General features: G+C 73.1%; 17 protein-coding genes and 1 pseudogene. 11 read left to right on the plus strand and 7 right to left on the minus strand.

Going from position 1 to position 20,551, the window contains the following annotated elements; all coding sequences use genetic code 11:
- The first annotated feature begins 46 nt into the window (after window positions 1–46).
- Both ACZ466_RS27490 and ACZ466_RS27495 read left to right on the plus strand, forming a co-directional pair.
- Entirely contained in the window at window positions 47–658 is a 612-nt protein-coding gene (locus ACZ466_RS27490; RefSeq protein WP_378284877.1) for a sigma-70 family RNA polymerase sigma factor, read from the plus strand.
- On the plus strand, window positions 655–1,704 hold the full coding sequence (locus ACZ466_RS27495; RefSeq protein WP_378284808.1) for a hypothetical protein: 1,050 nt from the start codon (window positions 655–657) through the stop codon (window positions 1,702–1,704). Before ACZ466_RS27490 ends, ACZ466_RS27495 begins: the two co-directional genes overlap by 4 nt.
- A 91-nt stretch (window positions 1,705–1,795) precedes the next feature.
- Here the strand turns inward: ACZ466_RS27495 and ACZ466_RS27500 are convergent, their stop codons facing one another.
- Complete coding sequence (locus ACZ466_RS27500; RefSeq protein ID WP_197009482.1) at window positions 1,796–2,185, minus strand: DUF5319 domain-containing protein; 390 nt, start codon at window positions 2,183–2,185, stop codon at window positions 1,796–1,798.
- Window positions 2,186–2,572: 387 nt separating this feature from the next.
- Between ACZ466_RS27500 and guaB the strand changes: the two genes are divergently transcribed.
- The 3 genes from guaB (at window position 2,573) to glpD (ending at window position 7,318) form a co-directional block, all read left to right on the plus strand.
- A complete protein-coding gene (gene guaB / locus ACZ466_RS27505) occupies window positions 2,573–4,075 on the plus strand; it encodes an IMP dehydrogenase (RefSeq protein ID WP_378284807.1) in 1,503 nt (500 codons plus the stop codon).
- Window positions 4,076–4,261: 186 nt separating this feature from the next.
- The gene (locus ACZ466_RS27510; RefSeq protein ID WP_378284805.1) at window positions 4,262–5,383 is read left to right on the plus strand and encodes a GuaB3 family IMP dehydrogenase-related protein; all 1,122 of its coding nucleotides are present in this window, start codon (window positions 4,262–4,264) and stop codon (window positions 5,381–5,383) included.
- A 183-nt stretch (window positions 5,384–5,566) separates the two neighbouring features.
- A complete protein-coding gene (glpD, locus tag ACZ466_RS27515) occupies window positions 5,567–7,318 on the plus strand; it encodes a glycerol-3-phosphate dehydrogenase (protein WP_378284804.1) in 1,752 nt (583 codons plus the stop codon).
- Window positions 7,319–7,358: 40 nt separating this feature from the next.
- On the opposite strand, the gene ACZ466_RS27520 is transcribed toward glpD, so the two are convergent.
- On the minus strand, window positions 7,359–8,156 hold the full coding sequence (locus ACZ466_RS27520) for a TetR/AcrR family transcriptional regulator (RefSeq protein ID WP_378284802.1): 798 nt from the start codon (window positions 8,154–8,156) through the stop codon (window positions 7,359–7,361).
- 213 nt (window positions 8,157–8,369) lie between these two features.
- Here ACZ466_RS27520 and ACZ466_RS27525 point away from each other — a divergent pair, with 213 nt between their 5' ends.
- The 3 genes and pseudogenes from ACZ466_RS27525 (at window position 8,370) to ACZ466_RS27535 (ending at window position 12,312) form a co-directional block, all read left to right on the plus strand.
- Window positions 8,370–9,959: a succinic semialdehyde dehydrogenase gene (locus ACZ466_RS27525; RefSeq protein ID WP_464043990.1), complete on the plus strand. Its 1,590-nt coding sequence runs from the start codon at window positions 8,370–8,372 to the stop codon at window positions 9,957–9,959.
- 20 nt (window positions 9,960–9,979) lie between these two features.
- A pseudogene (locus ACZ466_RS27530) lies at window positions 9,980–11,541 on the plus strand (FAD-dependent oxidoreductase).
- Window positions 11,542–11,574: 33 nt separating this feature from the next.
- Entirely contained in the window at window positions 11,575–12,312 is a 738-nt protein-coding gene (locus ACZ466_RS27535; protein ID WP_378284800.1) for a DNA alkylation repair protein, read from the plus strand.
- On the opposite strand, the gene ACZ466_RS27540 is transcribed toward ACZ466_RS27535, so the two are convergent.
- On the minus strand, window positions 12,300–13,433 hold the full coding sequence (locus ACZ466_RS27540; RefSeq protein WP_378284799.1) for a zinc metalloprotease: 1,134 nt from the start codon (window positions 13,431–13,433) through the stop codon (window positions 12,300–12,302). The two genes, ACZ466_RS27535 and ACZ466_RS27540, sit on opposite strands and share 13 nt — an antisense overlap.
- A 207-nt stretch (window positions 13,434–13,640) precedes the next feature.
- On the opposite strand from ACZ466_RS27540, the gene guaA reads away from it, so the two are divergent.
- On the plus strand, window positions 13,641–15,209 hold the full coding sequence (guaA, locus tag ACZ466_RS27545; protein WP_378284798.1) for a glutamine-hydrolyzing GMP synthase: 1,569 nt from the start codon (window positions 13,641–13,643) through the stop codon (window positions 15,207–15,209).
- Window positions 15,210–15,296: 87 nt separating this feature from the next.
- Here the strand turns inward: guaA and ahpD are convergent, their stop codons facing one another.
- Entirely contained in the window at window positions 15,297–15,881 is a 585-nt protein-coding gene (gene ahpD / locus ACZ466_RS27550; protein ID WP_378284797.1) for a carboxymuconolactone decarboxylase family protein, read from the minus strand.
- Between the two features lie 115 nt (window positions 15,882–15,996).
- Entirely contained in the window at window positions 15,997–16,551 is a 555-nt protein-coding gene (locus ACZ466_RS27555; RefSeq protein WP_378284796.1) for a peroxiredoxin, read from the minus strand.
- Between the two features lie 169 nt (window positions 16,552–16,720).
- Here ACZ466_RS27555 and ACZ466_RS27560 point away from each other — a divergent pair, with 169 nt between their 5' ends.
- Together ACZ466_RS27560 and ACZ466_RS27565 are read left to right on the plus strand one after the other, a co-directional pair.
- Window positions 16,721–17,641 carry a LysR substrate-binding domain-containing protein gene (locus ACZ466_RS27560; RefSeq protein ID WP_464044027.1) on the plus strand — a complete coding sequence of 307 codons (921 nt, stop codon included), beginning with the start codon at window positions 16,721–16,723 and terminating at the stop codon, window positions 17,639–17,641.
- Between the two features lie 97 nt (window positions 17,642–17,738).
- Entirely contained in the window at window positions 17,739–18,659 is a 921-nt protein-coding gene (locus ACZ466_RS27565; protein WP_378284795.1) for a CDP-alcohol phosphatidyltransferase family protein, read from the plus strand.
- A gap of 22 nt (window positions 18,660–18,681) precedes the next feature.
- Here the strand turns inward: ACZ466_RS27565 and ACZ466_RS27570 are convergent, their stop codons facing one another.
- Window positions 18,682–19,395, minus strand: a complete 714-nt coding sequence (locus ACZ466_RS27570) for a class I SAM-dependent methyltransferase (RefSeq protein WP_378284794.1) — start codon at window positions 19,393–19,395, stop codon at window positions 18,682–18,684.
- A gap of 159 nt (window positions 19,396–19,554) precedes the next feature.
- Window positions 19,555–20,256 (minus strand): SRPBCC family protein, encoded by a 702-nt coding sequence (locus ACZ466_RS27575; RefSeq protein ID WP_378284793.1) that lies wholly within the window; start codon window positions 20,254–20,256, stop codon window positions 19,555–19,557.
- Between the last annotated feature and the right edge of the window lie 295 nt (window positions 20,257–20,551).

Here is a 20,551-nt window from a genome sequence, read left to right on the forward strand (position 1 = left end):
TACGACCGCGCGCGCTGTCGAACCCTCGGAGGGCCCGGCCCCTCCAATGCCCCGCGACACCGGCCGCGGGACCAGGGCCGCACGCACGGCCAGAGCCGACGAAGGAGACCTCAAGGACCTCACGACACGGGCCGTCCAGGGCGACCCCGGCGCCATCGAGGTGCTCATCGCGCAGGTGCGGCCGATGGTCGTCCGCTACTGCCGGGCCAGGCTCGGCAGGGTCTCGGGGCAGTACCACGCCGCCGACGACGTGGCGCAGGAGGTCTGCATCGCGGTGCTGTCGGCGCTGCCCCGCTACCGCGACATGGGGCGCCCGTTCGCCTCCTTCGTCTTCGGCATCGCCGCGCACAAGATCGCCGACGCGATGCGCAGCGCGGTCCGCGCCGCCGTGCCCACCGAGGACCTCCCGGACGGGCCGGACGACCGGCCCGGACCCGAGGAGACCGTGGTGCGCTACATCGAGGCGCAGCGCGCCCGCGACCTGCTGACCCGGCTGCCCGACAACCAGCGGGAGCTCGTCCTGCTTCGGGTGGTCGCGGGCCTTTCCGCCGAGGAGACCGGTAATGTACTGGGCATGTCAGCGGGGGCCGTACGGGTCGCGCAGCACCGGGCGCTGGCCCGGCTCCGGGCGATGGCCAGAGAGGAGTCGATCGCTTGACGGAGCGGAGCCAGGGCGCCCCGGATCCGGACGAGCCGGTCGAACCCCCCGCGATTCCGACCCGCGGCGCCGCCCTTCCCCAGACCGGGGCCCCACCCCATGGCGGGCCCCAGGGCAGAGCGGCCGTGACGCCCGCGGCCGACCTGAGTGCGGTCCGCCGTACCGACGCCATCTTCGACGCGCTCGGGGCGCGGCGCGCTGCCGCCTCCGCCGAGAGGGCCGACCCCTCCACCCGGGCTGAGCCCGGCTTTCCCGGCCTCGCCGCCGGGATCACCGCACCCTTCACCGCCCTGCCCGCCGCGTCCGCCGCGTCCGCGGCGTGGGCGCAGGGCGACCCCGACGATCCCGCCGTGCGGCTGCTGAGCGCCCTGATCAGCGATGTCGACGAGCAGGCGCCCGCCGCGTGCCGCGCGGCCGTCCGGGCGGCCAGGGAGCCGTCCGCCGACGTCAAGGGCGTCCGCGGCGGCGAGCCGGCCGGTTCCGCGGTCGAGGACGACCGGCCGCATCCCCACCCGCCGTCCGGCCCGCGCCGCCGCGGCCCCCGCGCGATCGTCGCGCTGGGCGTGGCCGGCGCCGTGCTGGCCAGCACCGGCGTCGCCGCCGCCGGCGGCGGGCTGACCGAGCACACCACGCTGGGGCAGGGCGCCGCCGAGGCCGCCGGTGAGGCGGGCAAGGCCGGAGCCGAACGGGCCGAGGCCGGCAAGACCGCCGCTCCCCGTGCCCCGGCCCCGGTACGGCCCCTTCCGGTCGCGATCACCGGGCCCGCGGAGCGCGGCCCGGCCCGCGCCGCGGGTCCCGCCCCCGACCGGCCGCGCCGGATCACGATCGTCCGGGCCAAGGACCGGACCAAGGGCCTGCAGGACGGCCCCGCCCCGCGCCCCCGCACGCGCATGGACGGAACCGACGACGGATGGTCCTGGCCGGGCGTGCCGTCGCTGGAGACGCAGGTCGAGGCCGGCGAGCGCACCAGGCCCCGCCTGGAGGAGATCCGCAAGCGGTGGCGGCAGCGCGCGGACCTGCAGCGCGAGCGCTACGACCGCGACTGAAGCGCGAGAGGCCCGCGCGAGAGGCCCGCGCACGACGCCGGCGCAAAAGGTCCGCGCAAAGGGACGGGAAAGAGATCGCGCCCGGAGCGGGTCAGGGCGTGTCGCGGCCTTCCTCGCTGTCGATCACGCCGTCGACGTACCCCCGGGCGTACTCCCAGCTGACGTAGTCGACGGGATCGGGCGAGAGCGCCGGCTCGTGCACCCGGGGCAGGCCCTGGTCGAGCAGATGCCGCAGGTTGCCGTGCAGCAGGTCCCAGTCGATGTAGTGCGGCTTGCCGCAGTCGCCGCAGTCGACCGTCAGCCCGCGCACCCCCAGCGGTTCCAGCAGGGCGCGGAAGACCTCCAGGTCGGCGAGGTCGGCCAGCACGTCCTCGCGCTCCGCCACGCTGAGCGGAGCGACGTCCTCGCCCGGGTCGCCGAGCGAGGCGGCCGGGTCTTCCGGATCGCCGGCGAACGGGTCGAGCGGGGCATCGTCGTGCACCCTTCCACGCTACTGCCACGCCCCCCGTCCGGTGCACCCCCCGATGTCATCCGGATGCGAACGGCCGCGTCCGGATCGGCGTGCCGCGGCGCGGGAATCCCCGGTGCCGCCGGGCGTGCCGCGCCCCCGGACGGTGCCGCGGAACGGGCGGCGGGGGCGCGCATGCCGCGGCAAGGTTGGGGAATGCCGGGGTAAAAGCAGGCGTTGCGTGTGTCACCAAGGCCACTCCCCGCCGGCCGCGAACCGCCGTACGGGCGGCGGGTCGGGGTCCTACCATGGAGTGAGGCCGTCGTGACCTGGCCGTACGCCCGCAGGCCCGCTCCGCGTACGGACGATGCCGGCACGCCGGTGCCGTCCACCCAGCCGCGCCACCAGGGAAGGTCAATCATGAATCCCGCCGCCGAGCCCGCCCGGATCATCCCGCAGGGCCTGACCTTCGACGACGTGCTGCTGCTCCCGGGATATTCGGACCTGCAGCCCGGCGAGGCCGACACCACCACCCGGCTGACCCGGGAGATCACCCTCCGCATCCCGCTGGTGTCGGCGGCGATGGACACCGTCACCGAGTCCCGCACCGCGGTCGCCATGGCCCGCCAGGGCGGGATCGGCGTGCTGCACCGCAACATGCCGGTGGAGGAGCAGGCCGCCGAGGCCGACCGGGTCAAGCGGTCCGAGGCCGGGATGATCACCAAGCCGGTCACCTGCCTGCCCGACGCGACCCTCGCCGACGTCGAGGAGCTGTGCGCCCGCTACCGGATCTCCGGGGTGCCGGTCACCGACGTGCGCGGCGTCCTGGTCGGCATCGTCACCAACCGCGACATGCGGTTCGAGACCGACCTGTCCCGTCCGGTGCGCGAGGTCATGACCCCGATGCCGCTGATCACCGCGCCGGTGGACGTCTCCCGCCAGGACGCGTTCGAGCTGCTGGCCGGCAACAAGATCGAGAAGCTGCCGCTGGTGGACGGCGAGGGCCGGCTGCGCGGGCTGATCACGGTCAAGGACTTCACCAAGAGCGAGCAGTACCCCGCCTCCACCAAGGACGCCGACGGCCGGCTGCTGGTGGCCGCGGCGGTCGGCGTCGGCGAGGACGCGCTCCGCCGCGCCCGGGCGCTGATCGAGGCGGGCACCGACGTGATCATCGTCGACACCGCGCACGGCCACTCCAAGGGCGTGGCCGACACCGTCGCCGCGATCAAGGCGAGCTCCGGGGTCCAGGTGGTCGGCGGGAACGTGGCCACCTACGCGGGCGCCAGGGCGCTGGCCGAGGCCGGGGCCGACGCGGTCAAGGTCGGGGTGGGCCCCGGCTCCATCTGCACCACCCGCGTGGTCGCCGGCGTGGGCGTGCCGCAGATCACCGCGATCGCCGAGGCCGCCCGGGCCGCCAAGGAGGCGGGCATCCCGGTGATCGGCGACGGCGGGGTGCAGTACTCCGGCGACATCGCCAAGGCCATCGTGGCCGGGGCCGACACGGTGATGCTCGGCAGCCTGCTGGCCGGGATCGAGGAGTCGCCCGGCGAGCTGATCTTCGTGCACGGCAAGCAGTACAAGTCGTACCGCGGCATGGGCTCGCTCGGCGCGATGCGCAACCGCGAGCGCGGCGGGTCGTTCTCCAAGGACCGGTACGCGCAGGCCGACGTGTCCAGCGAGGAGAAGCTGATCCCGGAGGGCGTGGAGGGGCAGGTGCCCTACCGCGGGCCGCTGTCGAACGTGGCGCACCAGCTGGTCGGGGGGCTGCACCAGTCGATGTGGTACGCGGGCACCCGCACCGTCCCCGAGCTCCAGGAGCGCGGCCAGCTGATGCAGATCACCGCGGCCGGGCTGAAGGAGAGCCACCCCCACGACATCCAGATGACCGTCGAGGCCCCCAACTACCAGGGACGCAACCGCTGACGGCGGCCCGGTCAGGCCCGGTCCGGCCCGGTACCGGCCCGATTCGGCACGGCCCGCCGGGCGGGCGGGGTGGCCTGCGGGAATGGGTAAACTCGCCGGGGCTTGTTCTCCGCCGCCGGCGTGTTCCCGCGGCCGGCGGGAACATCCCCGCACGTTCAGGTCGGGCCGGGAAAGAAGGAAACTGCAGTGGCTGCTGAGGTTGAGATCGGCCGGGGGAAGAGCGGGCGCCGGGCCTACGCGTTCGACGAGATCGGGATCGTCCCGTCGCGCCGTACCCGCGACCCCGAGGAGGTCAGCGTCGCCTGGCAGATCGACGCCTACCGGTTCGAGATGCCGCTGGTCGTGGCGCCGATGGACAGCGTGGTCAGCCCGGAGATCGCGATCAAGGTCGGGCGGCTGGGCGGGCTGGCGGTGCTCGACCTGGAAGGGCTGTGGACCCGCTACGACGACCCCGGGTCGCTGCTGGCCGAGATCGCCGCGCTGGACGACGCCCGCGCCACCCGCCGGCTCCAGGAGATCTACGCCGAGCCGATCAAGGAGGAGCTGATCGGGCGGCGGATCCAGGAGATCCGGGAGGCCGGGGTGACGGTCGCGGCCCGGCTGTCGCCGCAGCGCACCGCCGAGTTCCACAAGGCCGTGATCGACGCCGGGGTGGACCTGTTCGTGATCCGCGGCACCACCGTGTCGGCCGAGCACGTCTCCGGCCGGGCCGAGCCGCTGAACCTCAAGCAGTTCATCTACGACCTCGACGTGCCGGTGATCGTCGGCGGCTGCTCGACGTACACGGCGGCGCTGCACCTGATGCGGACCGGCGCGGCCGGGGTGCTGGTCGGGTTCGGCGGCGGGTCCGGGCACACCACCCGCACCGTGCTGGGCGTGGCGGTGCCGATGGCCACCGCGGTCGCGGACGTGGCGGCGGCCCGTCGCGACTACCTGGACGAGTCCGGCGGCCGGTACGTGCACGTGATCGCCGACGGCGGCATGACCAACAGCGGCGACATCGCCAAGGCGTTCGCCTGCGGCTCGGACGCGGTGATGGTCGGCTCGCCGTTCGCCCGCTCCGCCGAGGCGCCCGGCCGCGGCTACCACTGGGGCAGCGAGGCCCACCACGGCGACGTGCCCCGCGGCACCCGCATCGACCTGGGCACGATCGGCACCATGGACCAGATCCTGTACGGCCCCTCGCACGTGGCCGACGGCTCGATGAACCTCATCGGCGCCCTCCGCCGGGCGATGGCGACCTCCGGCTACACCGAGCTCAAGGAGTTCCAGCGGGTGCAGGTGGTCGTCGCGCCGTCCGCCATCTGAGGCTTTTCGGGCCCCCGGGAGGGCCGTCCGGAGGGCCGTCCGGGGGCCGCCGGGCCTGATGTGGGGCGTCTCACCGTGTTCCGGACATGATCTCGGGGCGGAATCGGGCGATCTCGGGGTGGTCCCGTCCTTACTGTTGGGTAGTTACCTTTCGGACACCCACACCGCACAGGGGGAATCGCGATGACGGGATCACCGGTGACCGGACTGGGCAGCTCGCGCCTGGGACCGGCCGAACGTGCGGGCGCGCTCGACCAGATGGCCCGCGAGGAGTTCGACGTCGTCGTGGTGGGCGGTGGGATCGTCGGCGCCGGGGCCGCGCTCGACGCCGCCACCCGCGGCCTGTCGGTGGCGGTCGTGGAGGCCCGCGACTTCGCCTCCGGGACGTCCTCGCGGTCGTCCAAGCTGATCCACGGCGGGCTGCGTTACCTGGAGCAGTACAACTTCGACCTGGTCCGGGAGGCGCTCACCGAGCGGGCGCTGCTGCTGCAGATCGCGCCCCACCTGGTCAAGCCGGTGCCGTTCCTGCTGCCGACGACGCACCGGGTCTGGGAGCGCGCCTACTTCGGCGCGGGTGTCGCGCTGTACGACGCGCTGGCGTTCCGGATGGGCAGCTCGCGGGGCGTCCCGCACCACCGGCACCTGACCCGCCGGGGCGCGCTGAAGCTGGCCCCGTCGCTGCGCAAGGACGCGTTCACCGGGGCCATCCAGTACTGGGACGCGCAGGTCGACGACGCCCGCTACGTGATGACCGTGCTGCGCACGGCCGCCGCGTACGGCGCCCGCATCTCCTCCCGCACCCAGTGCGTCGGGTTCCTGCGCGAGGGCGAGCGCGTGACCGGTGTGAAGATCCGCGACCTGGAGACGCAGACGACCGCGGAGGTGCGCGCCAAGCAGGTCGTCAACGCCACCGGCGTGTGGAGCGACGACATCCAGGAGCTGGTCGGCGGGCGCGGGCAGATCCACGTGCGCGCGTCCAAGGGCATCCACCTCGTGGTCCCCAAAGACCGCATCCACTCCTCGACGGGCGTCATCCTGCGCACCGAGAAGTCGGTGCTGTTCGTCATCCCGTGGGGACGGCACTGGATCATCGGCACCACCGACACGGCCTGGGACCTGGACAAAGCGCACCCGGCCGCGTCCCGCGCCGACATCGAGTACGTGCTGGAGCACGTCAACTCGGTGCTCAACACCCCGCTCACCCACGACGACGTCGAGGGCGTGTACGCGGGGCTGCGGCCGCTGCTGGTCGGCGAGACCGAGGAGACCTCGCAGCTGTCGCGCGAGCACGTCGTCGCGCATCCCGTCCCGGGCCTGGTGCTGGTCGCGGGCGGGAAGTACACCACCTACCGGGTGATGGCCAAGGACGCCATCGACGCGGTCGCGCACGGCCTGGACGGCAAGGTCGCCGAGTCGTGCACCCACGACATCGCGCTGGTCGGCGGCGAGGGCTTCCAGGCGATGTGGAACTCCCGCTACCGCCTGGCGTCGGTGTCCGGGCTGCACGTGGCGCGGATCGAGCACCTGCTGTCGCGGTACGGGGTCCTGGTGGACGACCTGCTGGGGCTGATCGCCGACAAGCCCGACCTGGGCAAGCCGCTGTCGGGCGCCGACGACTACCTGCGCGCCGAGATCGTGTACGCGGCCTCGCACGAGGGCGCCCGGCACCTCAACGACGTGCTGGCCCGCCGCACCCGGATCTCGATCGAGACCTGGGACCGCGGGCTCGGCGTCGTCCAGGAGGCCGCCGACCTGATCGCGCCGGTGCTGGGCTGGTCGAAGAAGCAGCGCGACCGGGAGATCGAGTACTACCGCAAGCGGGTGGAGGCCGAGCGCGACTCGCAGAGCCAGGACGGCGACCAGGAGGCCGACGCGCGGCGCCGCGGGGCGCCCGACATCGTCCCCACGGCGGCGCCGTCCGGCGTCACCTCGTGACCCGTGGACGGGCCCGCGCGGCGGGGTTCGCGCGGGACCGTCAGGCCACGGCCTTGCCGAGGACGAGCCGCATGCCGTGCGCGTACAGCTCGGCGGGGACCCGGCCGGGGTCGAGCAGGTGCTGCATGGCCAGGCCGAAGTCGAGCGCGACGGCCAGCGCGGCACGGTCGGCGGCCGTGACGCCGTCGGCGTCGCGCAGGTCCTCGGCGAGGCCGGCGCGGCGCTCGGCGTACCAGCCGGAGAGCCGCTCGCCCGCCTGGCCGTCGCGCATGCCGTACAGCCAGAACTCCACCAGCAGCAGTGCCGCGAGCCGGGCGCCCTCACCGGACATGCGGCGGGCGTAGGCGTCCCCGGCGCGGTCGAAGCGTTCCTCGGGGGAGTGGGAGTTCCCGGCCGGCCGGGCGCCGGTGAGTTCGGTGCCGGTGAGTTCGGTGCCGGTGAGTTCGGTGCCGGTGAGTTCGGTGTAGGTCTCGGTGCCGATGCCGGCGCCGGTCCAGCGTTCCAGCAGGGCCAGCAGCAGATCGGTCTTGCCGGTGAAGTTGGAGTAGACGGCGCCCTTGGTGAGTCCCGCCTCGGCGGCGACGTCGTCGAGGGAGGCGCCGTGGATGCCGCGTTCGGCCCAGAGGCGCTGGGCCGCGCCGAGCAGCGCCGCCCTGGTGCGCTCGCGCCGCTCCCGCCGCGTCCCGCCGCCGTTCGCGCTCGTGCCGCTCGTGGTCGTGTCGGTCTCGGTCGTGTTCTTACCGGTCGTGCCGGTGCCGGCCGTTCCTGGGTCGGACGCGCCGCCGCTGGTGCCGCCGCCCTCGCCCGGGTCGGCGCCCCTGTACTGGGCGTCGATCATGTAGCCACCTTTCTCGCGCGGCGGAGCGCCGGGCCGGGGCGGGCGGCAGCGATACACCCCGGACCGGCCGGTGCCACCGCCCTGGTCCGTTCACCTTCCGGAATACACCGGAAGGGGCCGGTCGGTCCGCGACTTGGGGAAATCGCCGTGCGACAGATCACCAGAAAAGCCCCATTACTTGCGGGTAGCCAGACATGGCCAGGGGGTCATAGTGTGCTCGCATGGCATCCCCGACGGTCCCCGCCCAAGGCGCGGCGGCGTATCGGCTCCCCCCCACCCCTGATCGAGCGGCTGACCTCCCACATCGTCGCGGGCGGCGCCGAATCGACCACCATCCCCACCCCGTTCACCGGCGAGGACCTCGCCACCGTCCCGCTGTCGAGCGCCGACGACGTGCGCCGCGCCCACGAGCGCGCGCGGGAGGCCCAGCGCGCCTGGGCGAAGCTGTCCCCCGGCGAGCGTGCCAAGCCCTTCCTGCGGCTGGCCGACGCGCTGGTCGAGCGGCGCGACGAGATCCTGGACGTCATCCAGCTCGAAACGGGCAAGGCCCGCCGGCACGCGCTGGAGGAGTTCCTCGACGTGGCGCTGTGCTCGCTGTACTACGCGCGCCGCGCCCCCGGCCTGCTCAAGCCCAAGCGCCGGCAGGGCATGATGCCCGGCCTCACCCGCGTCCAGGAACTGCGCCACCCCAAGGGCGTGGTCGCCCTCATCGCGCCCTGGAACTACCCGTTCGCGCTCGGCGCCAGCGACATCGCCCCCGCGCTGATGGCCGGGAACGCCGTCGTCCACAAGCCGGACACCCAGACCTGCCTGTCCAGCCTCTGGGTCCTGGACCTGCTGGTCTCGCTCGGGCTGCCGCGCCACCTGTGGCAGATCGTCGTCGGCGAGCCCGCCGAGATCGGCGACCCGCTGATCGAGCAGGCCGACTACGTCTCGTTCACCGGCTCCACCCGCGGCGGCCGGGCCATCGCCGAGAAGGTCGCGCCCCGCCTGGTCGGCTACTCGCTCGAACTCGGCGGCAAGAACCCGATGATCGTCCTGGACGACGCCGACGTCGAGCGCGCCGCCCGCGGCGCCCTGCGCGCCTGCTTCACCAACGCGGGCCAGCTGTGCATCTCCATCGAGCGGATGTACGTGCACGCCGCCGTCTACGACCGGTTCGTGCCGCGCTTCGCCGACCTGGTGAACGGCATGCGCCTCGGCGCCGAGCTCGACTTCGACGTGGAGATGGGTTCGCTCACCTACCCGCGCCAGCTGGAGGCCGTCACCAGGCACGTCGGCCAGGCCGTCGAGGCGGGCGCGACCGTGCTGGCGGGCGGCAACGCCCGTCCCGACCTCGGCCCGCTGTTCTTCGAGCCGACCGTCCTCACCGACGTGACCGCCGACATGGACCTGTGCGCGAACGAGACGTTCGGGCCCGTCGTGGCCGTCTACAAGGTCGCGAGCGAGGACGAGGCCGTCGAGCGCGCCAACGACACCGAGTACGGCCTCAACGCCTCCGTCTGGACCAAGAACGCCGCCCGGGGCCGCCGCGTCGCCGCCCGTATCCAGGCGGGGACGGTCAACGTCAACGACGGGTTCGGCGCCGCGTACGCCTCCTACGACGCCCCCATGGGCGGCATGAAGCAGTCGGGGGTCGGCCGCCGGCACGGCGCCGAGGGCCTGCTGAAGTTCACCGAGGCGCAGACCATCGCCAGCCAGCACATCGCCGACCTGGAGCCGCCCGGCTCGCTGTCGTACGCCCGGTTCGCCGACGTCATGACCTCCGGGATCAAGGCGATGAAGCGGATGCGCGTCAAGTAGCGCGGGACGGCGGGAGCGGGATGGGCGTGCGGTACGACTTCGACGTGCTCGTGGTCGGGTCGGGGTTCGGCGGCGCCGTCGCGGCGCTGCGGCTGACGGAGAAGGGCTACCGGGTCGCGGTGGTCGAGGCGGGCCGCCGCTTCGACACCGGCGCGTCCCGGCAAGGGGCCCGTGTCCGGGCCGGTGCCACGCCTGGCGTCGCGCCCGGCGGACGCCACCCCGGGCTGCCCGAGACGAACTGGAAGGTGTCCCGGTACCTGTGGGCGCCGGCGCTCGGCCTCACCGGCATCCAGCGGATCCACCTGATCCGCGGCGCCAGGGCCAGCCGCGTCATGGTGCTGGCGGGCGCGGGCGTCGGCGGCGGCTCGCTCAACTACGCCAACACCCTGTACGTGCCGCCCGAGCCGTTCTTCCAGGACCGGCAGTGGGCCCACATCACCGACTGGCGGGACGATCTCGCCCCCTACTACGACCAGGCCGGGCGGATGCTCGGCGTCGTCCAGAACCCCACCGTCACCGACGCCGACAGGGCGATCCGGAAGGTCGCCGAGCGGATGGGCAAGGCCGGGACGTTCGTCCGCACCCCGGTCGGCGTGCACTTCGGGGACGGGCCCGGCGTGGAGAGCGACGACCCGTACTTCGGCGGGGCCGGGCCGCGCCGCCGGGGCTGCACCGAGTGCGGCGAGTGCATGGTCGGCTGCCGCCACGGCGCCAAGAACATGCTCACCGAGAACTACCTCTACCTGGCGGAGAAGGCCGGGGCCCGGATCATGCCGCTCAGCCGCGTCACCCGCGTGACCCCGCTGGGCGACGGCGGCGGCGGGTACCGCGTGGACATCGTGCGGACCGGCTCGTTCGGGCGCGATCGCAAGGCGTTCACCGCAGGGCAGGTGGTGTTCGCCGCCGGGACGTACGGGACGTGCTGGTGGACGGCGACCGGCCCGGCGAACGCCGCACGCCGCGCCTGGCGAAGTTCGCGCGGCACGTCGCGCGCCGTCCCCGGGACCTGCTCCAGCTCCTGGACGTGCGCACCTGGTCCGAACGGACCGTCATCGCCCTCGTCATGCAGAACCGCGACAACTCCATCACCCTGGAGCCGAGGCGGGGCCCGTTCGGATGGGACGTGCGCGCCGTGCGCGGGCACGGCGAGCCCAACCCCACCTGGATCCCGGTGGGCCACGCGGCCGTGCGGCTGCTCGCCGAGGAGACCGGCGGGATGCCGGGAGGGTCCTGGGGCGACCTGTTCGACGTGCCGATGACCGCCCACTTCCTGGGCGGCTGCGTCATCGGCGACTCTCCCGACACGGGCGTCATCGACCCCTACCACCGCGTCTACGGCCACCCCGGCCTGCACATCGTGGACGGCTCGGCGGTCTCGGCCAACCTGGGCGTGAACCCGTCCCTCACCATCACGGCGCAGGCGGAGCGCGCGATGTCGTTCTGGCCCGACAAGGGAGGCGAGGACCCGCGGCCCGCGCTGGGCGCCGCGTACCGGCGGGTCGCGGCCGTGGCCCCGAAGAACCCGGTCGTCCCCGCCGGCGCGCCGGAGGCCCTGCGCCTCCCCATCGTCGGCATCACGTAGGACGCCGCCGCCGGCGGGCCGTACCGTGACCCCATGGACGCCGTCGCCGAGGAGACCTCCCGGATCGTCGCCGAACTGCGCGAGCAGGGCGCGCGGGACCGCGCGGAGTACGAGAAGCGCTATCTGAAAAGCGACTTCGTCCACTTCGGCGTGCCGGTGCCCGCCATCCGCAAGACCGCCCGCTCCGCCGTGCGGACCCGTCCCGCACGCGCGGACCTCCTCGCCCTGGCCGCCTCCCTGTGGGGGGAGACCGACGGCGGCCGTCCCGTCCACGAGGCCCGGGTCGCGGCCATCGAGGTCCTGGTCCGGCGCGTGGACGTGCTGGAGCCCGGCGACCTGACCGTCGCCGAGAGCATGATCCGTGACTCGGGCAGCTGGGTGTACGTCGACATCCTGGCCGAGAAGGTCGTCGGAGCCCTGGTCGTCCGCTTCCCGGACCTCGCCGCCGTCCTGGACGCCTGGGCGGGCGACCCGTACCCCTGGATCAGGCGGACCGCGCTCCTGGCGCTGCTCCCGGGCGTCCGCGCCGGGCACCCCGACCTGGACCGCGTCTCCCGCTACGGGGACGCCCTCATCGAGGAGACCGGCTTCTTCATCCGCAAGGCCCTCGGCTGGGTCCTGCGCGAGCTGTCGAAGAAGGATCCGGCCTGGGTGCGCGACTGGGTGGAGCCGCGCACCGGCCGGATCTCGGGTGTGACCCTCCGCGAGGCCGTCCGCCACCTCCCGGAGGACGACGCCGCCCCGCTGCTGGCCGCGTATCAGCGGCGGTAGGCCGTCCACACCAGGTGCATCCTGTCGCCCTGGCCCTTGGTGAACTGGTTCATGCAGTCGTCGAACGCGTAGTCCATGTAGTTGTGGACGGGGTCGGCCCCGACCGCCGGGCAGGTGTCCTTGTCCGCGGGGCAGCCGTTGGTGGGGTCGCGCTCGGCCGGGGTGTCGGCGACGCGGTCGCCGTCGCCGGCGCAGCCGTCCTGGAAGGTGTGGTAAAGCCCCAGCCAGTGGCCGATCTCGTGGGTCGCGGTGTGGCCCAGGTTGAAGTTCTCGATCGAGCCGTGCGGCATGCTCTCCGGGTGGATGATGACGCCGTCCATCTTCGGGTTGGCCCGGTACGACCAGGGGAAAGTGGACCAGCCGAGCATCGCCTCGCCCATGTCGGCGCTGTAGAGGTTGAGCGTGCCCGCGCCGCCCTTGCGGAGCTTGGTCTTGAACGTCTGCTCGTGGCGCTCGGGGTCGCCGTACCAGGTGGCGTTGTCGGTGCGGGTCACGCCGTGGAGGGCGAACGCGAAGCCGGTGTCGGCGCCGGCGCCCTTGCCGCCGTGCGCGTCGTTCAGCGACTGGATCTGGCGGCGGATGTCGTCGTTGGACAGGTTGCCGGTCGGGCCGTCGTGCAGGACGTGGAAGTAGACCGGGACGGTCACCCTCGGCGCCTTGCGGCGGGCGGCCTGCGGATCGGGCTGGGCAGCCCCGGGTTGGGCGGCCCCTGGCTGGGGCGCCCCGGGCTTCCCCAACCCGAGCCCGGCCAGGATCGACTGCAACTCGCGTTCGACGGAGTGCGCCTCGGCGGGCGTCAGATCGTTGCGCCCGCCCTCGCGGACCTTTTCGTGCGCGCGGTCGCCCCCATGCCCATGGTCGTGGCCGTGCCCGTGCCCGTCGTCATGCGTTCCGTGCGGGTCCGTATCGCGAGAACGCAACCGTGCGCCGGCCGGCGGGCAGTCGCGGGCGCTCGCCAGCCGCCGCACCCCCGGCTCGTGCCCGGACCCCGGAGCCTTGCCGGGCCCGGGGGCCTGCACCGGGCCGGGACCCGCCGGGGGCCCCTGGACGGTGGCCGTGCCGGCCGGAACGGCGGGCACGAGGGCGGCGATCAGCGTGACGGCTGCGGCGAACGGCTTCACGGCACTCCCGGGTGATGATCGAACACGGAACGTGTCTGATTGGTATCAGAATGCAACGGCCTCGCGGAGTGCGGCAGGCCAAAAATAGGCGGAACGTTACCGATCAGACACAATCCGTGACTCAATGCGGGGCCGGGGGCGCGCATCGTCGCAGGCCGCGGGCGCCCATAGACTGGAACACCTCCACCCATTCGAAAGGCGTCCTTGGTGGCCGTAGACCAGTCCTTCGACACCGTCCTCGTCGTCGACTTCGGCGCGCAGTACGCGCAGCTGATCGCGCGCCGGGTGCGCGAGTGCCATGTGTACAGCGAGATCGTGCCGTCCACCATGCCGGCGGCCGAGATGCTCGCCAAGGGGCCGAAGGCGATCATCCTGTCGGGCGGTCCCGCCTCGGTGTACGAGGAGGGCGCCCCGGCCGCCCCCGACGGCCTGTTCGACCTGGGCGTGCCCACGTTCGGCATCTGCTACGGGCACCAGGTGATGGCGCAGGCCCTCGGCGGCACGGTGGAGAACTCCGACGTCGCCGAGTACGGCGGCGCCACGATCGCCGTGGCCGCCCCCGGGACGCTGTTCGCCGGGCTGCCGGGCGAGCAGGCGGTGTGGATGTCGCACCGCGACTTCGTCAGCCGCGCCCCGGACGGCTTCCTGGTCACCGCGGCCACCGAGGTGACCCCGGTGGCCGGCATGGAGGACCGCGTGCGCGGCTTCTACGGCGTCCAGTTCCACCCCGAGGTGCTGCACACCGAGCACGGCATGGAGATCCTGCGCCGCTTCCTGTACGAGGGCGCGGGCTGCCGTCCCAGCTGGACCATGGTCAACATCGCCGAGGAGTCGATCGACGCGGTGCGCGCCCAGGTCGGCGACAAGCGGGCGATCTGCGCGCTGTCGGGCGGGGTCGACTCGGCGGTGGCGGCGGCGCTCGTCCAGCGCGCCATCGGCGACCAGCTGACCTGCGTGTTCGTCGACCACGGGCTGCTGCGCAAGGGCGAGGCCGAGCAGGTCGAGAAGGACTTCGTCGCCGCGACCGGCGTCAACCTGCACGTGGTGGACGCCCAGGAGCGGTTCCTGGCCGCGCTGGACGGGGTGACCGACCCGGAGGCCAAGCGCAAGATCATCGGCCGGGAGTTCATCCGCGTCTTCGAGGAGGCCGCGCGGGCGGTGGTGGGCGAATCCGCCGGTGAGCCGGTGGAGTTCCTGGTGCAGGGCACGCTCTACCCGGACGTCGTCGAGTCCGGCGGCGGCACCGGCGCCGCCAACATCAAGTCGCACCACAACGTGGGCGGGCTCCCCGACGACCTCCAGTTCAAGCTGGTCGAGCCGCTGCGGTCGCTGTTCAAGGACGAGGTGCGGGCGCTGGGCGAGCAGCTCGGGCTGCCCGCCGAGATCGTGTGGCGGCAGCCGTTCCCGGGCCCGGGGCTGGGCATCCGGATCATCGGCGCGGTCTCCCGGGAGCGGCTGGAGATCCTGCGCGACGCCGACGCGATCGCCCGCGAGGAGCTGACCCGGGCGGGCCTCGACCGCGACATCTGGCAGTTCCCGGTGGTGCTGCTGGCCGACGTCCGCTCGGTCGGGGTGCAGGGCGACGGCCGCACGTACGGCCACCCGGTGGTGCTGCGCCCGGTGACCAGCGAGGACGCGATGACGGCCGACTGGGCCCGGCTGCCGTACGAGGTGCTGCAGCGGATCTCCACCCGGATCACCAACGAGGTCCGCGAGGTCAACCGCGTCGTGGTCGACGTCACCAGCAAGCCGCCCGGCACCATCGAGTGGGAGTGACGGTTCGGACGTGCGAAGGCCCGGGTGGTGGTCCACCCGGGCCTTCGGTTCGCCGGTGCCGGTCCCGCAGGGGCGGGCCGGCCGGTGTCAGACGGCGGCGGGGGCGGGAGTGAGGGCGGTATCGGGTCCCGGGGTGGTGGGCTGGGTGAGCACAGCCTCGGCGTCCAGGGTGGCGGCGGTGGCGTTGACCACCGCGGCGATCCGCAGCGCCTCCTGGATCAGCTCGCGCGACAGGCCGCCGTCGCGCAGCACCTTCTCGTGCGACTCCAGGCAACGGCCGCAGCCGTTGATCGCCGACACGGCCAGGCACCACAGCTCGAAGTCGAGCTTCTCCACGCCCGGCTTGCCGATCACCGACATGCGCAGCCTGGCCGGCAGGGTGGCGTAGGCGTCGTCGCCGATGAGGTGGGTGGCGCGGTAGTAGACGTTGTTCATGGCCATGATCGAGGCGGCGGCCTTGGCGGCCTCGAACGCCTCGGCGGACAGGTAGTCGCCCGCCTCCTCGGCCAGCTCGGCGATGACCCGGGTGCTCCGGGTGGCCAGCGCGCAGGCCAGCACGGTGCCCCAGAGCTGCTGCTCCGACAGCTGGGAGGTGCTCGTGACCGAGCCCAGGTTGAGCTTGGTGTCCTTGGCGTAACCCGGCAGGGCGCCCTTCAGCGCGTCGACGCTCACTGTCTTTCGTGTCCCTTCATGCGGAAGGCCGGCCGCGGCGTTCCCCCGTCGCGACCGGCCGCCGTACTGCTCTGCGTGCTGCGTGCTGGCCGTGATGCCCGCTCGTGGCGCGGGATCAGACCCCGGCCATCAGCTTGGTGGCGTTCAGGGTGTCCTCGCCCTTGTTCCAGTTGCACGGGCAGAGCTCGTCGCTCTGCAGCGCGTCCAGGACCCGCAGGACCTCCTTGACGTTCCGGCCCACGGACCCGGCGGTCACCATCGCGAACTGGATCTCGTTGTTCGGGTCGACGATGAAGGTGGCGCGCTGGGCGACGCCGTCCGCGGTGAGGATGCCCAGGGCCTCGCTGAGCTCGCGCTTGAGGTCCGACAGCATCGGGAACGGCAGCTCGCGCAGGTCCGGGTGGTCCTTGCGCCAGGCGAAGTGGACGAACTCGTTGTCGACCGAGGCGCCCAGGACCTGGGCGTCGCGGTCGGCGAACTCCTCGTTCAGGCGGCCGAACTCGGCGATCTCGGTGGGACAGATGAAGGTGAAGTCCTTCGGCCAGAAGAACACCACGCGCCACTTGCCCTCGTAGGACTTGTGGTTGATCGTCTCGAAGGCGTTGTCCGCGTCCAGCGAGACGCAGGCGGTGAGTTCGTACTCGGGGAACTGGTCACCGACAGTAAGCACGTAGGCTCCTTCGCTTCTGCACGTGTTGGGTCACCCTCTGGGGTGCGAGTGACGGGCGGGGCCCCTGGGGCACGGCCCGCGACGCAGTCAGGTTGCCACCGGCTATCGTGAAATGAGAAATCGATCTATCGCGTCGCGGTGATAGGAGTTTGCTATCAGTAGGCCGACGATCGCCCAGCTCAGGGCTTTTCTGGCGCTCGCGGAACATCTACATTTCCGGGATGCTGCCGCCGCGTTGCGGATGAGTCAACCGGCACTGTCGGGCGCCGTGGCCGCCCTCGAGGAGACTTTGCACACACGGCTCGTCGAACGGACCACCCGCAAGGTCCTGCTGACCCCCGCCGGCGAGCGGGTCGCGCGCCGCGCCGAACGCGTCATGACCGAGCTCGACCGGCTGATCGAGGAGGTCAGAGCGGTGGGCGGCCCGCTGGTCGGCCCGCTGCGGCTGGGCGTGATCCCCACCGTCGCGCCCTACCTGCTGCCCGTCGTGCTGCCCCGGCTGGCCGCCGACTACCCGGATCTGGAGCTCACGGTGCACGAGGAGCAGACCGACCAGATCGTCGCCGAACTGACCGCCGGACGGCTCGACGTCGTCGTGATCGCGCTGCCCGCCCCTCTACCCGGAGTGACCGAACTCACCCTCTACGACGAGGATTTCGTCCTCGTCGCCCCCGGCTCCTCCGACCTCGGCGACGACCTCCCGCGCACCGTCCTCAACGAGCTCGATGTGATTCTTCTCAACGAGGGGCACTGCCTGCGCGACCAGGCGCTGGACGTCTGCCGCCAGGTCGGCGCCCGGGCCGCGGCCGCCACGTACGCCACCAGCCTCGCGACGCTCGTCCAGCTCGTGTCGGGCGGGCTGGGGGTGACGCTCGTGCCGGAGACGGCGCTGCCGGTGGAGACCCGGCGCGCGCCCAACCTGCGGCTGCACCGCTTCGCGGCGCCCGCGCCGAACCGCCGCATCGGCCTCGGGTACCGGGCGACCTCGCCCCGCGCCGCCGAGTTCGAGGCGCTGGCCGAGAGCATCCGCGACGCCGTCTCCGTCGACGCCGCCACCACCGTGCGCGTGCGGGGCCGCGCGCCCGCCTGAAGGCGTGTTGGGGGGAACGTCAATTCTGGGTCAGCCACCGGTCTGTTGATCTCTATCTGCTTGTACGCGGTGGCAGAGTGTCACCATGCTGGCTCGCATGCCCACGTTCACGCTGCGAGAGGTCCGCGCCGTCTGCAAGGAACGCGACGCGTGGTGGACGGTGCTGCTGGTCGATCCGGTCGCGGTCCGGCTGACCCGTTCGCTGGCCTCGCGGACGGCCGTCACCCCCGGCCAGATCACCCTCGCCGCGTTCGCGCTCGGTCTCGGCGCCGCGGGCTGCTTCGTCCAGGGCACGCCCGGCTGGCTGGCGCTGGGCGCGCTGCTGTACCACGTGGGCTTCGTCCTGGACTGCTGCGACGGCAAGCTCGCCAGGCTGAAGGGGCTCAAGTCGCCGTTCGGCGCCTGGCTGGACTACATGCTGGACCGGGTGCGCGACGGCGCGTGCGCGCTGGCCCTCGCCTACGGCCTGTACACCGTGACGGGGCAGGCCGTGTACTGGGCGATGGGCTGCGCCATCCTCGCGCTCGACATGTTCCGGTACCTGAACAGCGCGCAGCTCGCCAAGGCCCGCCGCTCGATCCGCAGGGCGGCGGTGCTGAACCAGCGGGCCCTGACGGCGATGCCTCCGGGACCGGACGCGCCACACGTACCGTCCGGTGCGGGGGTGCCGAGGCAACGGCCCGAACCCGACCTGGAGAGCACCCGGCCGATGCCGCCCGGTCCCAGTCCTCGGAGGCGGAGGCGCGGTGGGGGCCGGCTGCGCGGCGCGTACACACGCGTCCGCAGCTTCCTGCTGCGCCGCCGCATCCGCATGCACCTGGTGAGCGGCATCGAGTTCCAGATGGCCGCCTTCATCGTCGGGCCGCTCACCGGACTGGCCCTCCAGGCCGTCGCCGTCGCGGGCGGTCTGCTGCTGCTCTTCGAGGTCGCCCTCATCGTGAAGTTCTGGCGGAGGGCGCGCAGGTCCGCATCGGCGCCGCTGGCGGCGTGCGCGCCCGCCCCCGCGCCCGCCGTCTAGCGGCGGCGGGCGCGGCGCGGGCTCACAGACGGTGGGCGCGGGCGAAGAGGGTGACGCCCGGCCACGACTTGACGGGCAGGAGACGCTCCAGCGCCGTGACCAGATGCAGCGCCTCGTTCATGTACGGGTGCAGGTGCGCCATGTCCTCGCAGTGCGCGGTGCGGTGCCGGCGGAGCCGGACCAGAGGACGCAGCAGCACGTTCCAGCTCCACAGCCGCTCCACCGCCAGCCCCGCCTCCTCCAAGAGGTCGGTGAGCGCCTGGCGGGAGTAGCGGCGGACGCGGCCGAGCGCGACGTCGTGCGCCGACCAGAGCGTCATGTCGCACGGCACCGCGACCAGCACCTCGCCGCCCGGCCGCAGCACCCGGGCGATCTCCGCGGCGGCGGCCCGGTCGTCCTCGACGTGCTCCAGCACGTTCAGCGCCAGCGCCAGGTCCTGCTCCCCGGACGCCAGCGGCAGGAAGCACGCGTCGCCGTGGTAGGCGTCGATGCCCTGGGACAGGCAGAGGTCGACGGCGGTCTCGGAGCTGTCGATGGCGACCGCGCGCCAGCCGTGGTCCTTCAGCACGCGGGTGTTGCCGCCGCCGGCCGCCCCGATGTCGACGGCCCGTTCCCGCCCGCCCGCCCGGTCCGCGGCGCTGCGCCGCACCTCCTTGGCGACGATGGCGCGGCGCTCGCGGTACCACCAGTTGTCGTCCTCGACCTCGACGATCCGCTGAATCTCGATGGTGTCCACGACACCAGCCGATGGCATCGCGACGCCCTGCCGCCACCGTCGGGGCCGACTCCCGCCCGATCGTTGACCCGGCCTTTTCCCGCACTTTCGCCTAGGCGAGCGAGGCCGGTCGCCCGACTGCGACTGTGCTTCCGGCGGGCCCGGCGATCGAAACACGTCTCAGCGCTTGCGCCGCCGCACGAACCGGATGAGCAGCAGAAGCACCACGAGCGCGCCCAGAGCCGGGACGGCCCGCTTCACCAGCGACGGACCCGCGACCTCCAACAGGTCGATCGCGTCGTCGGGGTCGTCCTGCCGGCGCCGGATCGGCGACACGACCGGATCGGACGCCGTCGACTCCACCGGGCTCGCCGGACGCTGCTGCGGTACGAACGGCTCGGCAGCGCTCGCCGGAGCGGCCTCCTCGGCGGGAGCCGACGCCGACTCCAGCTCCTCGGCGAGCGCCGCAGCGAACCGGGTGATGAGCTTGCCGCCCACCTCCGACAGCATGTTGCGGCCGAACTGCGCGGGGCGGCCGGTCACGTTCAGCTTGGTCTTCACCGTCACGCGGGTGGTGTCACCCTCGTCGTGCAGCTGCGACACCACGGTCGCCGACGCGGTGCCCGAACCCCGGGCCTCCTTCGCGGCGGCCTCCAGCGTGACCGTACGGGCGGACTCGTCGGCGGAGGTGATGCGCGCCGTGCCCCGATAGGTGATGGTCATCGCTCCGACCTTCACCTTCATGCGGCCGGAGTACTCCTCGCCCTCGACCGAGTCGAGCGTCGCGCCCGGCATGCAGGACGCCACCCGCTCCACGTCGAGCAGCACCGACCAGGCCTGATCCACCGGCACCGGGACGGTGAATTCGTGGTCGAGCTCCATGTTGTTCGGTCCTTCTCATCCGGGGGACTTGTCCGTGACCCTACGACCGCGACCGCTCCCACCGCCAGACACCCCCCGGCCACCGCCCCCTCACACTCCACGCCCGCCCCGCCCGCCACGCACCGCCGCCCGTCACGCGGTGCTGGTCGTCGCGTGGTGCTGGCGGTCGCGTGGCGTCGGTCGTCGCGTGGCGTCGGCATCGCGCGGCGCCGGCCGTCATGCGGTGCCGGCCGTAGCGCGGTGCTGAGCGTCGTGTGGTGTCGCGTGTACGTGGGGCGGCGGACGGCGGACCCGC

The organism is Actinomadura rugatobispora, from assembly GCF_055379765.1.

What these genes read in the sequence shown, in the direction of transcription:
- guaB (WP_378284807.1), top strand. Translation starts at nt 2,573, where the DNA reads ATGAATCCCGCCGCCGAGCCCGCCCGGATCATCCCGCAGGGCCTGACC.
- ACZ466_RS27575 (WP_378284793.1), bottom strand. Translation starts at nt 20,256, where the DNA reads ATGGAGCTCGACCACGAATTCACCGTCCCGGTGCCGGTGGATCAGGCC.
- ACZ466_RS27490 (WP_378284877.1), top strand. Translation starts at nt 47, where the DNA reads ATGCCCCGCGACACCGGCCGCGGGACCAGGGCCGCACGCACGGCCAGA.
- ACZ466_RS27535 (WP_378284800.1), top strand. Translation starts at nt 11,575, where the DNA reads ATGGACGCCGTCGCCGAGGAGACCTCCCGGATCGTCGCCGAACTGCGC.
- ACZ466_RS27520 (WP_378284802.1), bottom strand. Translation starts at nt 8,156, where the DNA reads ATGATCGACGCCCAGTACAGGGGCGCCGACCCGGGCGAGGGCGGCGGC.
- glpD (WP_378284804.1), top strand. Translation starts at nt 5,567, where the DNA reads ATGACGGGATCACCGGTGACCGGACTGGGCAGCTCGCGCCTGGGACCG.
- ACZ466_RS27565 (WP_378284795.1), top strand. Translation starts at nt 17,739, where the DNA reads ATGCCCACGTTCACGCTGCGAGAGGTCCGCGCCGTCTGCAAGGAACGC.